A 14,552-nucleotide genomic window follows, 5' to 3' on the forward strand; every position below is an offset into this window, starting at 1 on the left:
CATGGGTGTTTTTTATTCCTTGCTCCCGATCGTGCTGGCGCTGGTGGGCGGTTTCCTTGCCGGGAAAATCATTCCACCCCGATTTTGCAAGCGGCTGATCGGTTGGATATTGCCCCTGGTCTGGCTGCTGCTTTTCCTGATCGGCGTGGAGTTTGGCGAGGTCATTCTTTCTGCGCAATCGGTCGGGCAGGTGGTCAAGACGGCCGTGATCTTCGCCCTGCTGACCACCCTGGTGCCCTGCGGCCTGATTTTTGCGGCCGGCATTCGCAGCAGCGGCACGGCGGGCGCCAAGGCCGGCAAACTGGGCTTTCACACCATCTGGCCGCCGCTGAAGGAGTGCTGCATTGCCCTGTCCATGGTGGCGCTGGGCAGTGCCCTGTTTTTCGTCAACCAGGCCTATCTGGCCGGTGCCCTCTGGCTGCCATCGAGCTCCGCCATCCTGCTGGCCTTGATCGTGTTGGTGGGCATCGACTTGGCCCACGTCAAGCTCAGCTCCCATTGGTTTTCATGGGCCGTGCTGTCGGTGCCGGTGCTGGTGGTGATCGGATCGTTCGTGGGTGCGGCCGCGGCCTCCTGGGCCACGGGCGAGGCCATGAGAACCTCGCTGGCGCTGTCGAGCGGCTTCGGCTGGTTCACCCTGTCGAGCGTCATGGTGGGGCATCACCTCGGGCAGACCTATGGGACCATGGCGCTGATGACCGACTTGTTCAGGGAGCTGATAGCGATTGTCGCGCTCTACGCCATCGGTCGCTACCAGCCCGCGATCGGCATCGGTAGCGCAGGGGCCACGGCACTGGACTCCACGCTGCCGATCGTCAAGCAGGCCTGCCATCCGGATGCGGTCCCGCTGGCCCTGGTGAGCGGCTTCATCCTCACCATCCTGGCTCCCGTCTTCATCGCCTTCTTCCTGTCGTAGACGGCCGCTGTTCGCCTTGGATGGGGCGAGGCAGGCCGCCGCCACCATCGACGCACCCATCGCGGGATCAGGCCCGCGGAAACGCCACCACGTGGTCCACCTGCGGGCGAATGCCGATCCACTCGCCCACGGCGTGGTCATGGTGGCTCGGCACGTGGGCCATCACCGTGAGGCCGTCCCGCAGCTGCAGCGTGTACAGGAACTCCGAGCCCCGGAACGACTTGCGGACGATGCGCGCCTGCACGGGCGAGGCGTCGTCGTGCACCACATCATCGGCCCGCAGCAGCACGTCGCATTCCCCGCTGGGGTAGCTCGTGGGCAGGGGGCACTCGGCCGCATCGGTCAGGTCGCCCAGCGGCGTGCGGGCCACCACGTTGTCCCCGCGCTGCTCGAGCGTGGCCGGCGCGAACACCCCGTGGCCGATGAAGTCGGCCACGAAACGCGTGGCCGGGCGGTGGTAGAGCGCATAGGCATCGTCCCACTGGTGCAACTGGCCGCTTTCCATCACGCCGATGCGGTCGCCGATGGCGAAGGCCTCCAGCTGATCGTGCGTGACGAACAGCGCCGTGGCGCCGGCTGCTTTCAGAATGCCGCGCACCTCGTGCGCCAGGCGCTCGCGCAGGTCCACGTCCAGGTTGGAAAACGGTTCGTCCAGCAGCATCAGCTGCGGCCGGGGCGCCAGCGCGCGGGCCAACGCCACACGCTGCTGCTGCCCGCCGGAGAGCTCGTGCGGAAAGCGGGCGGCGCTGCCCTCCAGGCCCACGAGCCGCAGCACCTCGTCCACGCGCGCCGCCTGTTCGGCGCGCGGCAGGCGGTGGATGCCGAAGGCCACGTTGCGCCCCACGGACAGGTGGGGGAAGAGGGCGTAGTCCTGGAACACCATGCCGATGCGCCGCTGCTCCGGTGGCACGCTGCGGCCCGCGCCGCCGCTCACCACGGCGCCGCTGAGCCGGATCTCGCCGGCCGTCACGGGCTCCAGCCCGGCCACGGCGCGCAGCAGCGTGGTCTTGCCGCAGCCGGAAGGGCCGATGAGCACGCCGATCTCGCCCGCTGCGAGGCCCAGGGTGACGCCGCGCACGGCGGCTTGCGCGCGGCCGGCATAGCGCACTTCCAGTTGGGAGACTTCAAGGAACATGGCCGCGATTCTAGAAGGCGCCAATGCGTAGAATTCGCATTTGCATCCAGACGACCCTGCCGGTCTGCCCCTCAGCGCTCGACCGAGGCCATCTTCGACCGGAATGCCCCGTCCGATTCTCCCGACCCTTCCCTTCAGGGCCCGTCCTTGTCACGCCTTCTTTCTGCCCTGCGATCCATTCCCCTGTTGCTGCTGGCCGCCGCGCTGACCTTGCCGGTGTTGGCCGTGCTCGCTTCGTGGCTGCCGGGCAGCGCCGGTGGCGCCGAGGCCGGGGCCATCCTTCGCGAAATGGCCACCACCGTGCTGCCCGGCTACTTCGCCACCACCGTGTGGCTGGGCCTGGCCGTGGCCATCGGCGCGGCGGTGGTGGGCACGGCGACGGCCGCTGCCGTCACCCTGTTCGACTTTCGCGGCCGCCGCACGCTGGAATGGCTGCTGCTGCTGCCGCTGGCCATGCCGGCCTATGTGACCGCCTACGCGTACACCGACTTCCTGCAGTTCAGCGGCCCGCTGCAGGTGTGGCTGCGCGAAACCTATGGCCTGCAAGGCCGGCTGCTGCCCGAGGTGCGCAGCCTGGGCGGCGCGGTGTGGGTGTTCATCTTCTCGCTCTATCCCTATGTGTACCTGCTGGCCCGCACGGCGCTGGGCGAGCGCGCCGCCCACCTCATGGAAGCCGCCCGCCTGCTGGGGGCCCCGCTGGCGCGGCGCGTGCGCACCGTCGCGCTGCCGCTGGCGCGTCCCGCGGTCGCGGCTGGCGTGGCGCTGGTCCTCATGGAAACGCTGGCCGACTTCGGCGTGGTGAGCTACTTCGGCATCCAGACCTTCACCACCGGCATCTACAAGGCTTGGCTGTCGATGGACAACCGCCTGGCCGCCGCGCAACTGGCCACCATCCTACTCGTGCTCGTCATGCTGCTGCTGCAACTGGAGCAGCGTGCGCAGCGGCGCATGCGCTTTGCCGCGGGCGGGGCGGGCCGCGCGGGCTCCGCCGAGGCCCAGCCGCAGCGGCTTCAGGGGCTGCGCTGCGCCGCCGCCTGGGCGGTCTGCGTGCTGCCGGTGGTCTTCGGCTTCGTGGCCCCGGTGGCCTTCATGCTGCGGCCCCTGGCGGCCGACTGGTCCGTGCTGCCCTGGTCGCGCTTTCTGGAGTGGGCCGGCAACAGCGTGCGCCTGGGCAGCATCACCGCCGTGCTGGCCGTGGCCATCGCCCTGGTGCTGGCCTTCGCCGTGCGGCGGCGGGCCGGCGCGCTCACCCGCGGCGTGGCGCAGCTGGCCAGCCTGGGGTATGCCGTGCCCGGCGCCGTGATCGTCGTGGGCCTGCTGCTGCCCGTGGGCTGGCTGCAGGCCGCCGCGCCCCAGTGGGGCCTGCCGTCGATCATCACCGCCACTGCGGTCGGCATCGTGTGGGCCTACCTCGTGCGGTTCTGCGCCGTGGCCCTGCAGTCCATGCAAAGCGGCTACGCGCGCATTCCCGCCAGCCTGGACGACTCCGCCCGCATGCTGGGCGCCGGCGGCGCCGGCCTGCTGGCCCGGGTGCACTGGCCCCTGCTCAAGCGCTCCACGGCCGCCGCGGCGCTGCTGGTATTCGTCGACGTGATGAAGGAACTGCCCGCCACCATGGTCCTGCGGCCCTTCAACAGCGACACCCTGGCCGTGGTCGCCTACCAGCTGGCGCGCGACGAGCGGCTGGGCGAGGCGGCCTTGCCGTCGCTGGCGCTGGTGGCGGTGGGGCTGGTGCCGGTTGTGCTGTTGAGTCGGACGTTGCGCAGTCGGGGGTGAGGGTGAGATAGAGGGGGGCGGCTTTTCAGAGCCTGTTTCAAACCACGCGCCCGCACGGGGCGCGACCCACACGGTTTTCCCCGTCTCCCAGTTCGGTTCATCGTTTCAACCCACGCCCCCGTACGGGGCGCGACCAAGCGCCCGCAATGCACTACGTCGCAATTCGCAATGTCTCAACCCACGCGCCCGCACGGGGCGCGACTTGTGCTGGGCCGCGATGAGGGCCAGCAGCTTCATGTTTCAACCCACGCGCCCGCACGGGACGCGACAAGACCTCGTGTGCCTTGAGAGCTATTCGGTCGAGTTTCAACCCACGCGCCCGCACGGGGCGCGACCATTGATCACCACGTTGTCGGGCGTTCTGCCGGCGTTTCAACCCACGCGCCCGCACGGGGCGCGACGATGTCACCTGCTGCCCGTTGAGCAGCACCGACAGGTTTCAACCCACGCGCCCGCACGGGGCGCGACTTGGGCGTGGTGGCCAGGATCAGCGTCGCCCTGTCGTTTCAACCCACGCGCCCGCACGGGGCGCGACGTGGGATCAGATTGTCGTCATCGTTGGAGCCGCCGGTTTCAACCCACGCGCCCGCACGGGGCGCGACGGCCCATTTATAACCGCCTGTCCCCACTAGCAAAAATCCCCTCTTTCCGCGAACCCCTTCCCCCTGGCAGGCGTACCAGCGCCTCTCCCACGTGCCAGGAGAAAAATCATCGATCAATCAAAGAGTTAGAACTCCGCGAAGCGCGATGGCCGTGCCCAGTCGCTTGGGGTTCGCAAAATGGCGCCGCCGGTGCCCAAGGCGTGTCAGAGAATGAGCGGCGCGTTCAGGTCGAGAACGGGCTTGGCCCCCACGTGTTCCACCCGGTCTTTCCATTGTTGGCCCAGGTAGTAAAACCGCAGGCTGTCCGTGGCCGGATCGATGATCTGGACCAAGCGGTTTTTCAGGGCCACCCATTGTGCCGAGTCCACTTCGATCTCGAACACCGAGTACTGCACGCGCTGGCCAAAATCCAGGCACGCTTTGGCGATGTGCCGCAGGCGCCGGGCACCCACCTTGTCCTGCGAACGGACGTCATAGCTCACAAGCACCATCATGATCGGCGATGCCTCATTTCCAAAGGAAGGGTGGGTAGGCGTCGAGGTCGCCGCGCAAGTGGCGGGCCAGCAATTGGGCCTGGATGAATGGAAACAGCCCGATGGGCGCCTTCTCTTCCAGAAAAACGTGCCGCAGCGTTTCGCGCTTGCGCTCCTGGTAGGCCGTCAGCACCGTCTTGCGCGATTCTTCGCGCAGCAGCACGGCGCCGTTGTCCATCGTCTGAAAATCGCGCTCGCCGATCTGGCGCAAGTTGATCAGCGACAGCGCCAGCCGGTCGGCCAGCAGCGGCCGAAACTCCTCCAGAAGATCCAGCGCCAAGCTGGGCCGGCCTGGCCGGTCGCGGTGCAGAAAGCCCACCGCCGGGTCCAGCCCCACGCTTTCCAGGGCCGAGCGGCAATCGTGGGTCACCAGGGTATATAAAAAAGAGAGCAGGGCGTTGACCGCATCCAGCGGCGGCCTGCGGCTGCGCCCGGTGAACCGCATGGCGGTGCCGGGCACGCGGATGAGGTGGTCGAACACCCCGAAGTAAGCCTGCGCCGCTTCCCCCTCGTACCCGCGCAGCAGGTCCACCGACGGTGTCTGGGCCAGCTTGCCCGCGATGCGTTCCAGACGCTGGTGGGCATGCGCCAGGGCGGCTTCGTCTCCGGCCGCCAGCTTGCTGCTGTGATCGCGCAGGGCCCGGCCCAGCACGGCGCGCTGGTTGTGCAGCTTGCCCTGCAAAAGATTGCGCACGATGCCGGCACACCCCTCGGGGTTGTCCGCGCTGCGGTACTGCGCGCGCCGCAGCAGGACGTTGCCGGACACGGGTCCTTCCACCCGCGCCAGAAACTTGCCGTTGGTCGTGAGAAAGCAGGTGCTGATGCCTTGTTCCGCGCAATAGCCCAGCAAAGGGGGCGACACCAGCACGCGGCCAAAGCACACCAGGCTTTCCAGCATGTGCACGGGCAGCCGGGCACGCACCGTTTGCTCGACTTCCATCACGATGTTCGCCCCGTCCTTGTGAAGCCAAGCCCCTTCGGTGGTCACATACAGGGTGTTCAGCTGTCTGCGCATGGTGGCTCTGCCTCGCTGTCTTCTTTCAGTTGTCGGGCGAGCCAGTCGTTCACGCTGCTCTGGCGTCCCAGCAGCTTGGGCTGGCACAGGTCGAGCAGCGAGCAGGCATCGCAGCGCTTGGGGCTGTACTGCGCGGTGGGTGTGATGTTCGCGTCCAGCATGGCGCGTGTGGCACCGATGGTTTCCCACGTGAGTTGGCGCAGGGCCTGATCGAACGGCACATCGGTGCGCCGGCGTGTCTCGCCATAGAACAGGGCGCCTTGCGCAATCGGCTGCTCCAGCATCGCTTCCAGGCACAGGGCCTGCGCGCACAGTTGCACTTCGTCTGCGCGATGGGTCTTGGGCCGCCCGCGTTTGTATTCCACGGGAAACGCCTGTTCGCCGTCTTCGATCTCGTGGAACTCCACCACATCCGCAATGCCGGTGATGCCCAGCCCCGGGTGCGTCAGCGGCATGGCCGTGACCGTGCGCACACCGCGTCGGCGCTCGCTCCGGGGCTTGTCGGCGCGCTCGTGCAGCACCCGCCCCTCTGCGGTGTGGCGGCTTTCCGCCCACACTTGCTCCACGTGGATGAGGGCGCACTGGCGAGGGCAATACAGGTAATGTTGCAGCGCCGAAAGGGGAATGAAGTCCGATTCGTCCACGGCCTGCCTCCAGGCGTGCGAAGCCGCGCTAGATCAGCTCACGAACGGCCACGCCCGAAGGAATGGCCGCTCGGTCGATCTCCACGCGGTAATCCGCGAACCGGCGTGGAGCGCTGTCTGCATCGGCCTGTGCCGGTGTGATCCGGACGGCATCGAACAGCACATGCGCTGGTGCATTGCCCATGGCGCTTTCATGCTCGAAAACGATCAGCTTGCGGGCCGCCATTTCGCCGCGTGCGGCCGAGCGGTCGTGTTCGAACATGTTGATGAGCGCGCGCCAGAACAGCTCCAGGTCCGCATCGGAAAAGCCCGTGCGCTCGGCCAGCTTGGCCGAGACAAAGCCGTGCGCGCGGTACAGCCCATAGGGAATGATGTGCTTTCGGCCCATGGTGCGGTTGTCGCCGCTCTGCGCCTCGGCCTCTTCCTGTGTCGTAACAGCCATGCGCGTGATGGAGATTTCGAGCGGCACCACGGGATCGATGGATGTGGCAAAAGCCATCTGAATTGGGCCGCGCACTTGTCCTGAATTCACCTTGGTTGTCATAACGGCACCGAAAGTGCGGACATCAAAAAAGTTGCTGCACATCCATTGCGTGATGGCCCGCGCTTTTTCATCGTCTTTGGGTAATTTCTTATCTTCTGGCTTGAGTCCAATTGCGTCGTAGGCTTTGCGATGTTGATTGTTCAGCACGGCCTTTTCCTGCATATAAATCGCATAGCCCGCGTCGGCCGGTTTGTCCAGGCTGACGAAGTTGCGGATCTTGCGCTTGAGGCACACGTCGGTCACCAGGCCCCGGTTGGTCTCGGGGTCCAGGCGCGGCAGGTTGCCGGCGTCTGGATCGCCATTGGGGTTGCCGTTGGTGATGTCGAAAAGATAGACGAACTCGTAGCGGTGGGCAATGGCGGTCATGCGGGGGCTCCCTCGGTGTTGTCGGTGTTTGAATCTGCGGTGTCTTGTTCGGCCTCCGTGCCGCCTTTGATGAAACGGCTTTGGGACTGGTGGTAGTACCCGATGGCGAAGCGGCCCTGGTCCTCAATGCGCAGGCTGCGCGGGAACTGCTCCCCCAGGCCATCGACGATTTCGCGGATGTCTTTTTCCAGGTTCACGGCCAGGCCCGGCTTGTCCTTGCGGAGCTTGCCCAGGTGGTTCTGCGTATTGCGCAGCAGCACTGGAAAGACGGATGCCGGCGTGGCCGATGCCGCGCCGTAATACCGGTCGCGGATGGTGGCATTGACTTGGCCGCCGAGCGCGCTGCGCTGTACCGCTTCCAACACCGCGAACAGGCGGCCCAGCCGGTAGCCTGGGTTTTCGGATTGCTTGTCGAGACTCACGGGAACCTCCTCTTTGTGAATGGTTGTATGGATGCCGAGGCGCCACTCGCGTGCCAGCACTCCCTTGCAGATCGCCGCGCGCATGCCTGATAAATTGCCGTCTGAGCGGATGCGCAGCAGGGTGTTGGCCAACAAACTGCGCGGATAGGGCCTGCCGTTCAGCACGGACCGCATGAATTCACCGACGAGATTGTTGAATGCGTCATCCATCTTTGGCATGGCCCCTTCGCGATTCGGTGCTGTGGCCAGAACGACGCGGCGTGCAGCGGGAGCTGTTTTCCAGGGCAATGGCTCCAATCGGAAGTCCTGTGCATGTTGTGCCAGCCGCTGCGCGAACACGCCCAACGTTTCGGTTTCCCAGAAGCGGATGGAGATGCGCGAAGCGTTGGGCGCCAAGCCGAGGACGAACATGCGCGTGCTGTCTTGCAACTTCGGATTCAGCTCTGACAAGGGGCGCACTTGTGCGACGTGTTCCAGCACATCGCGCAAGCGGTCAGCTTCTTTCGGGTCGTCGGGTTGGGCATTGAGCATCGATTCAAAGATCGACTCGGCCTGCTGCGCGACCTCCGCGTCATCCGCCTCGGCCCAGAACACCACGCTCGCATCCCCGATCTGGATGCGCTGACGGTGCTCGCCACGCTGCAGCAGATGGTTGAGCACGGTGGTGTAGGCGAATGCGGCCTGCTCGGAGATGGGTGCATTCTCGCCCTGGCTTTTGCCGTAGGAGGTAAAGGACTCAAGATTGAACGAGACAATCGAAGCGCCCGAGCTTTGTGCCCCATTCACACCTTTGATGGCCGGATGCAATCGCGCGATCGGCATGCGATCCCCTGTTACCAGGCAATGGGCGAGCGCCGGCGACCCGCCCTCTTCGGTATCCAGCAGTTGTGCCCGCACTGTTTGTGCGGCAGGACGCTCATGCAAATGGGGCTCTTCGCCGTCCATGCGAAACACGACATTGGTGTCCAGCATCTCCTGCTTGAAAGGTGCCTCGGAAAAGCGCTCGGGGGTCCAAGTGGACAGAAAAGCCAGGAACGCTTTCAACCCCGCATCCTCTGTGCCGGCTAAGCTTTTCTGGTGCAGAGTCTTGAACGCTTCATGCTCTTTGTCTGACCGCTTGCTGGTCGCGCTGACGCCGAGCACGTAGCTGGTCTTGTCCCAGAGAAAGTTGGACTTGATGCCGACTGTCCGCTTCTCTGGCTGGGGCACGTTCATCACCCGTGGCAGTGGCTTTTTACCCGTCGTGTCATGGATGCCGTTGACGTCTACCACCCGTCCATCGGGAGCCAACAGGATTTCGTAGCTGATCTTCTCCGGGCTGTAGCCAAACGGGGACAAGACCTTCTTTTCACGCGCCAGCAGGCGCTGGTAGTAGGTATGAAGCGCTTGAAGAATCATGCTTTGATCTCCTCGCTGTGCCAGGGTGGTACCTCGACCATGCCGCCCACCATCTGTGCGCGGAAGAAGCGGGGTGTCATGCCACGATCAAAGTCGATGTCGTGCAACATCCAACCCAGATCTCGTTCAGGCAGCACGGATGCATGCTTCTGAGGCATCGGGATACCGTCTTCCAGCAATTCGAAATGGGCAGGAAACTCGCGCACTCCCATGCATGGCATGTGAAAGCACTGCCCTTTGCGGGCACGGCGGTTGAAGATGTCGAGGTGCTTGCCGACCGAGTCTTCGGCACCAGCCCTCGGAGTCAGATCAAAATGCGCTTCGATTACATAGGCGACATCACGCAGGATGGTTGCAGCGCGCTGCTGGCGATCTTCATCGACATAGTTCGTCAGGTCCACTGTGGTGCCAGACTTCATCGCCTTGGTCACACTGGCAGGAGAAATCTTTCCGCCTACTTCGTTGCGCCGGATCGATTCAAAGCGGATCGGCCGCAGCACGTGGATGCGGTCGATGGACCAACGAATTGCCGGCTTCCAATGAATGGCATCAAGGATGCCGCGTGCGGCGGACGGGGTGATGACGTCGTAGCTCACCCTTTCAACCTTCATCTCAGGTCTAGTAAAGCAGGCGTAGTCGCTCCAAATTTTTAAGCGAATTCCAAATGGCATACATCCTCCCAACTTTTATAAATCGGCATCCCCAACTTTCGTGGGAGATGCCGATACTTTCTTCTAACTGGCCATACAACTAACTCTGTTTCAACCCACGCCCCTGGCAATCCATTCAATGAGTTTCACCAAGCTAGGTGAACCAACCAACACGGCTACAAGAGCGACTACCCATTTCAGAGTGGATGAGCTTTGCTCCCACGAAGAAGCAAGCTCTAGCTTCAGATGGAAACCTGCCTTGCTTTTTTCAGGGGGTTGACGCTTCATGATCCGCTCCTCAGTGGGTAGGCAGATTGTGGTTCAGAGTGTGTTGTATGGCTATGATATTTTTATTGAACCAATGAGGACACCTTTAAAAAACTTGGGTTGTCCCAGTTCAGTCCAGATTGCTCGTCATACAGGTCTTCGTTCCTCAGGACCATGAACTGAGTTCCCCACTTGTCGGGGGCAAAAGCCGTTACTGCTCCAGCCTTGTGAAGCGCATCGAATCCTTGCCGAGGCAACTGCACCAGATAAGACTGCAACTTACGTGCGAGTCCCCCACTGCTTTCAGCAAATTCCAATGCCCGGAGAAATTTTCTAGCGTCATCGTCATACGGCACGATCACTGGCATCTGCACGCTATCGATCATCTTGAATTCCTTGGCCAGCGTTTCCATGGGAAGGCGGTCGAACTCGCTGGCCTTGAGCATGCTCATCAGTTTGGCTGCGTCGAGTTCGCGGTCCCCCTTTTGCCGGTAAAGCCGTTCGAAGTAACGACGAATGACTTCGGGCGATAGCGGGTTTCCCACATGGTGGCGAAGAACTTCCCGCGCGGCGTCTGCGTGTTGCTCCAGCTCAGGCGGTGGAGCCCAGTCTTTGTTTTCGTTGGCGAATACCAGCACTTCACTGGCGTCGCGGCTTCTTGTGCCTTCGCGGTTACAGCGCCCTGCAGCCTGGGCGATGGAGTCCAATCCGGCCTCGGCACGCAATACGGTGGGAAAGTCCACATCGACCCCAGCTTCGATCAAGCTGGTGCTGACCACGCGGCAAGGCTGTTGATTCTTGAGTAACTCCCTGATGTCGTCCAGCACCGCACTGCGATGCTTGGCGCACATCAGCGTCGTCAGGTGGCGCGCACCAGGCAGGTCCGCCATGGACTGATAAACGGCACGCGCGTGGCGGCGGTTGTTTACGATGCACAGCACTTGCTCACGCGACCGCATTTCGGCAGTCAAGGCTTCATCACTCAGCGTGCGCATAGGTCGCACACGTACACGCTCAAGTTGCTGAAACAGGCTTGCAGTTTCGGGGGCCAGCTCATGCACTTTTTCCAAGCCTCCTTCGAGTGCAGACTCATCCAAGGCAGGTTGTGTGGCAGTGCACAGCACCACGCTAGCGCGGTAGTTGCGTGCGAGTTCGTCGATGGCGGCCACGCAGGGCCGAAGCATTCGCAGCGGCATGGTTTGCGCTTCGTCCAGGATCACCACGCTGCCTGCGATGTTGTGCAGCTTGCGGCATTGCGAAGGCTTGGCAGCAAATAGACTTTCGAAAAACTGGACGGCGGTGGTGACGACGATAGGGGCGTCCCAGTTCTCCATTGCCAGCCGCAGTTTCTGCACCGACTGGTATTTCTCAGGATCGTCGCGTGGAGGTGTTTGCTCGGTGAACGCGCTGTGGTGTTCCAGTACGGCAGCATCGCCCAGCGGACCGAGCGCCCGGCGGAAAACGGCTGCGTTCTGCTCAACGATGCTCGTGAAAGGAATCACGAAAATCACTCTCCGCAGGCCGTGGCGAATGGCATGGTCGAGCGCGAAAGCGAGCGACGCCAGCGTCTTGCCGCCGCCCGTGGGCACAGTGAGCGAGAACAGCCCGGGTGGGTGGTCGGCCTGGCCACGGACATGGCTCAGGATGCTGTGGCGCAAGGGGTTGACGTCACCACCGGACGGCAAGCCTTTCAGGTAATGGTCGAGTTGGTCGCGCAGGGCAGGCAATGACAGCGCAGGATCGGCCTCACGCAGATTTCCCTGTTCGCTGCCCAGCCCATAGAAGCGTTCGGTATCGATGAAGTCGGCATCCACCAAGCATGAGAACAGCATGCGCGTGAGAAAGGCCAGCTGAAAGGGATAGCGGTCATTTGCCTGTTGGCTGCCCAGTGCTCCATATGGCCTGAACCCCTCTGGGCCGCCCAACCGAGCTGGCAAGCTGATGTCCTGTTCCCATACCGGGTCTAACGCAGGCAATTCCGCCAGCAGCCGGTCAGCCAGAGCGGTGCGCTCGCCCGGCGTGTTTCCGTTGGCCAGCCCGGCGTGGTGTCCGGCGATGGCATACGCCAGCAGATGTCCCATGCGCCCCCACCGCTGCTGTGCGATGCGCGCCCCCCAGGTGGAGTGGTCCACACGCAGCGGGCTTCCGCGCAGCCGTTCCTGAAACGGCAGGGTGTACTTTCCCAGATCGTGCAGATACCCGGTCGCCCGGGCCATGGTTCCGGCGCCGAACACAGTGGCGAACTCTTCTGCCATCTGCCCGACGGCACGCAAATGATCGGGCAGCGATTGCCAATCGCTGGCATCCGGATTCTTGGTGGAGTGCGCGTAAAAGCGCGGCGTGGTCGCGCCCGGTGGCCCTTCGTCGCTCAATGTTCCCTCCCTTTTTTGAACCGTCGCTCTCTCTGATGGATGAGCTGTCGGCCAAGCCATTGTGGTGGCTGTGCGGCGCCTCTCACCTGCGGGGTTTCCCTCTGATGTGTGCCGGGGCACATCCAGTGCGTGGTCTGCTGCTGAATGCGCGTTCACCCCTAAGCCACACCTAAGTCTCGTTGCCCAAACTGCCCCCATGCAACGACCCAACGAAAGGACTGCCATGAACTCCGTTCTATCGACCCCCCGCCGCCTGACCCTGGCCCTGCTCACTGCCGGCGCCATCGGGGCCACCGGCGCGGGGCTGGTGACCAACATGCATTCCAGCCGCGCCGCCATGCCGCCCGCCGCGGTGCAGCCGGCGGCCATGCCGTACACGGGCGGCGTGACGGCGCCGGACTTCGCGCAGATCACCGCGCGCAACGGTCCGGCGGTGGTCAACATCAGCGTGAGCGGTACCACCAAGACGTCCATGACCGATTCGGACGACGACGATGACGAGACCGCGGCCCACCCGCGCAGTGGCGCGCAGGGCATCGACCCCAACGATCCGATGTTCGAGTTCTTCCGCCGTTTCGGCATGGTGCCGCCCGGCCTGCAGGCCCCCGGCCGCCAGCGCGAGGTGCCCACGCGGGGCGAGGGATCGGGCTTCATCGTGAGCGCCGATGGCGTGATCCTCACCAACGCCCACGTGGTCAAGGGCGCCAACATGGTCACGGTGAAGCTGACCGACCGGCGCGAGTTCCGGGCCAAGGTGCTGGGCTCCGACCCCAAGACCGACATCGCGGTGCTCAAGATCGACGCCAAGGACCTGCCCGTGGTGCAGCTGGGCAGCACGCGCAACCTCGCGGTGGGCGAGTGGGTGCTGGCCATCGGTTCGCCCTTCGGCTTCGAAAACAGCGTGACGGCCGGCGTGGTGAGCGCCAAGGGGCGCTCGCTGCCGGACGACAGCTACGTGCCCTTCATCCAGACCGACGTGGCGGTGAACCCCGGCAACTCGGGCGGCCCGCTGTTCAATGCGCGCGGCGAGGTGGTGGGCATCAACTCGCAGATCTACAGCCGCTCGGGCGGCTACCAGGGCGTGTCGTTCTCCATCCCGATCGAGGTGGCCGCCAAGGTCAAGGACCAGATCCTGGCCACGGGCAAGGCCAGCCATGCGCGCCTGGGCGTGTCGGTGCAGGAGGTGAACCAGGCCTTTGCCGATTCGTTCCAGCTCGACAAGCCCGAAGGGGCGCTGGTGGCCGGCGTGGAAGAGGGCGGCCCGGCCGACAAGGCGGGCCTGAAGTCGGGCGACGTGATCCGCAGCGTGAACGGGCAGCCCATCGTGGCCTCGGGCGACCTGCCGGCGATCGTGGGCCAGGCGGCGCCCGGCACGCAGGCGCGGCTGGAGGTGTGGCGCCATGGCAAGCGCGAGGAGTTCACCGCCACGCTGGGCGATGCGAGCGAGAAGGCCACCAAGATCGCCAGTTCGGAAAAGTCGAGCGGCAAGGGGCGGCTGGGCCTGGCGCTGCGGCCTTTGCAGCCGCAGGAACGCCGCGATGCCGGCGTGGACGGCGGCCTGCTGGTGGAGGATGCCCGCGGCCCCGCCGCCCTGGCCGGCGTGCAGCCCGGCGACGTGCTGCTGGCCATCAACGGCACGCCGGCGCGGGGCGTGGAGCAGGTGCGCGAGGCGATGGCCAAGGCGGGCAAGTCGGTGGCCCTGCTGATCCAGCGCGACGGCGACAAGATCTTCGTGCCGGTGCCGCTGGGCTGAAGCCCCGTCCTGCGCGGCGGCATTGGGCCAGCCGCTATGCTTGGCGGCCATGGACGCCGCCGCCTGTTCACAACCCCCACGCACCCGCGCCGCTGGCGCTGCGATTGCCGCAGCCGCCGCCGGCGCGGTGGCGTTTGAGACCTGAAAAGAAGAGGAGGG

The 14,552-nt window shown here is 64.6% G+C and carries 12 protein-coding genes and 1 CRISPR repeat array; of the genes, 3 read left to right on the top strand and 9 right to left on the bottom strand.

What is annotated here, in order from left to right:
- The first annotated feature begins 1 nt into the window (after position 1).
- A complete protein-coding gene (locus tag AVTE2539_RS01070; protein ID WP_284408055.1) occupies positions 2 to 916 on the top strand; it encodes a LysO family transporter in 915 nt (304 codons plus the stop codon).
- A 67-nt stretch (positions 917 to 983) separates the two neighbouring features.
- Here AVTE2539_RS01070 and AVTE2539_RS01075 read toward each other — a convergent pair whose 3' ends face one another.
- Positions 984 to 2,051 (bottom strand): ABC transporter ATP-binding protein, encoded by a 1,068-nt coding sequence (locus AVTE2539_RS01075; protein ID WP_284408056.1) that lies wholly within the window; start codon positions 2,049 to 2,051, stop codon positions 984 to 986.
- A gap of 147 nt (positions 2,052 to 2,198) precedes the next feature.
- Here AVTE2539_RS01075 and AVTE2539_RS01080 point away from each other — a divergent pair, with 147 nt between their 5' ends.
- Positions 2,199 to 3,827 (top strand): ABC transporter permease, encoded by a 1,629-nt coding sequence (locus AVTE2539_RS01080; RefSeq protein ID WP_284408057.1) that lies wholly within the window; start codon positions 2,199 to 2,201, stop codon positions 3,825 to 3,827.
- Between the two features lie 34 nt (positions 3,828 to 3,861).
- Positions 3,862 to 4,429: direct repeats of the CRISPR family, unit length 32 nt; unit sequence GTTTCAACCCACGCGCCCGCACGGGGCGCGAC.
- A 203-nt stretch (positions 4,430 to 4,632) separates the two neighbouring features.
- On the opposite strand, the gene cas2 is transcribed toward AVTE2539_RS01080, so the two are convergent.
- The 8 genes from cas2 to cas3 all read right to left on the bottom strand — a co-directional run bounded on the left by cas2 (position 4,633) and on the right by cas3 (position 12,640).
- Positions 4,633 to 4,923 carry a CRISPR-associated endonuclease Cas2 gene (gene cas2, locus AVTE2539_RS01085; protein WP_272565093.1) on the bottom strand — a complete coding sequence of 97 codons (291 nt, stop codon included), beginning with the start codon at positions 4,921 to 4,923 and terminating at the stop codon, positions 4,633 to 4,635.
- Positions 4,924 to 4,936: 13 nt separating this feature from the next.
- Complete coding sequence (gene cas1c / locus AVTE2539_RS01090) at positions 4,937 to 5,977, bottom strand: type I-C CRISPR-associated endonuclease Cas1c (RefSeq protein WP_284408058.1); 1,041 nt, start codon at positions 5,975 to 5,977, stop codon at positions 4,937 to 4,939.
- Positions 5,962 to 6,621 carry a CRISPR-associated protein Cas4 gene (cas4, locus tag AVTE2539_RS01095; protein WP_284408059.1) on the bottom strand — a complete coding sequence of 220 codons (660 nt, stop codon included), beginning with the start codon at positions 6,619 to 6,621 and terminating at the stop codon, positions 5,962 to 5,964. The genes cas1c and cas4 overlap by 16 nt, the downstream gene beginning before the upstream one ends.
- A gap of 28 nt (positions 6,622 to 6,649) precedes the next feature.
- On the bottom strand, positions 6,650 to 7,531 hold the full coding sequence (cas7c, locus tag AVTE2539_RS01100; RefSeq protein WP_284408060.1) for a type I-C CRISPR-associated protein Cas7/Csd2: 882 nt from the start codon (positions 7,529 to 7,531) through the stop codon (positions 6,650 to 6,652).
- On the bottom strand, positions 7,528 to 9,351 hold the full coding sequence (gene cas8c, locus AVTE2539_RS01105; protein WP_284408061.1) for a type I-C CRISPR-associated protein Cas8c/Csd1: 1,824 nt from the start codon (positions 9,349 to 9,351) through the stop codon (positions 7,528 to 7,530). The genes cas7c and cas8c overlap by 4 nt, the downstream gene beginning before the upstream one ends.
- A complete protein-coding gene (gene cas5c / locus AVTE2539_RS01110) occupies positions 9,348 to 10,022 on the bottom strand; it encodes a type I-C CRISPR-associated protein Cas5c (RefSeq protein WP_284408062.1) in 675 nt (224 codons plus the stop codon). Before cas5c ends, cas8c begins: the two co-directional genes overlap by 4 nt.
- A gap of 90 nt (positions 10,023 to 10,112) precedes the next feature.
- The gene (locus tag AVTE2539_RS01115; protein WP_284408063.1) at positions 10,113 to 10,289 is read right to left on the bottom strand and encodes a hypothetical protein; all 177 of its coding nucleotides are present in this window, start codon (positions 10,287 to 10,289) and stop codon (positions 10,113 to 10,115) included.
- 62 nt (positions 10,290 to 10,351) lie between these two features.
- On the bottom strand, positions 10,352 to 12,640 hold the full coding sequence (gene cas3 / locus AVTE2539_RS01120; protein ID WP_284408064.1) for a CRISPR-associated helicase Cas3': 2,289 nt from the start codon (positions 12,638 to 12,640) through the stop codon (positions 10,352 to 10,354).
- Positions 12,641 to 12,863: 223 nt separating this feature from the next.
- Between cas3 and AVTE2539_RS01125 the strand changes: the two genes are divergently transcribed.
- Complete coding sequence (locus AVTE2539_RS01125) at positions 12,864 to 14,393, top strand: DegQ family serine endoprotease (RefSeq protein WP_284408065.1); 1,530 nt, start codon at positions 12,864 to 12,866, stop codon at positions 14,391 to 14,393.
- Positions 14,394 to 14,552: the final 159 nt, after the last annotated feature.

Origin of the sequence: Acidovorax sp. SUPP2539, from assembly GCF_030158975.1 — a bacterium.
GTDB lineage: Bacteria > Pseudomonadota > Gammaproteobacteria > Burkholderiales > Burkholderiaceae_C > Paracidovorax.

Bases quoted from the DNA above. Each gene is read 5' to 3' on its own strand.
- AVTE2539_RS01070 (WP_284408055.1), top strand. From the start codon at position 2: ATGGGTGTTTTTTATTCCTTGCTCCCGATCGTGCTGGCGCTGGTGGGC.
- AVTE2539_RS01075 (WP_284408056.1), bottom strand. From the start codon at position 2,051: ATGTTCCTTGAAGTCTCCCAACTGGAAGTGCGCTATGCCGGCCGCGCG.
- cas2 (WP_272565093.1), bottom strand. From the start codon at position 4,923: ATGATGGTGCTTGTGAGCTATGACGTCCGTTCGCAGGACAAGGTGGGT.
- cas1c (WP_284408058.1), bottom strand. From the start codon at position 5,977: ATGCGCAGACAGCTGAACACCCTGTATGTGACCACCGAAGGGGCTTGG.
- cas7c (WP_284408060.1), bottom strand. From the start codon at position 7,531: ATGACCGCCATTGCCCACCGCTACGAGTTCGTCTATCTTTTCGACATC.
- cas8c (WP_284408061.1), bottom strand. From the start codon at position 9,351: ATGATTCTTCAAGCGCTTCATACCTACTACCAGCGCCTGCTGGCGCGT.
- cas5c (WP_284408062.1), bottom strand. From the start codon at position 10,022: ATGCCATTTGGAATTCGCTTAAAAATTTGGAGCGACTACGCCTGCTTT.
- AVTE2539_RS01115 (WP_284408063.1), bottom strand. From the start codon at position 10,289: ATGAAGCGTCAACCCCCTGAAAAAAGCAAGGCAGGTTTCCATCTGAAG.
- AVTE2539_RS01125 (WP_284408065.1), top strand. From the start codon at position 12,864: ATGAACTCCGTTCTATCGACCCCCCGCCGCCTGACCCTGGCCCTGCTC.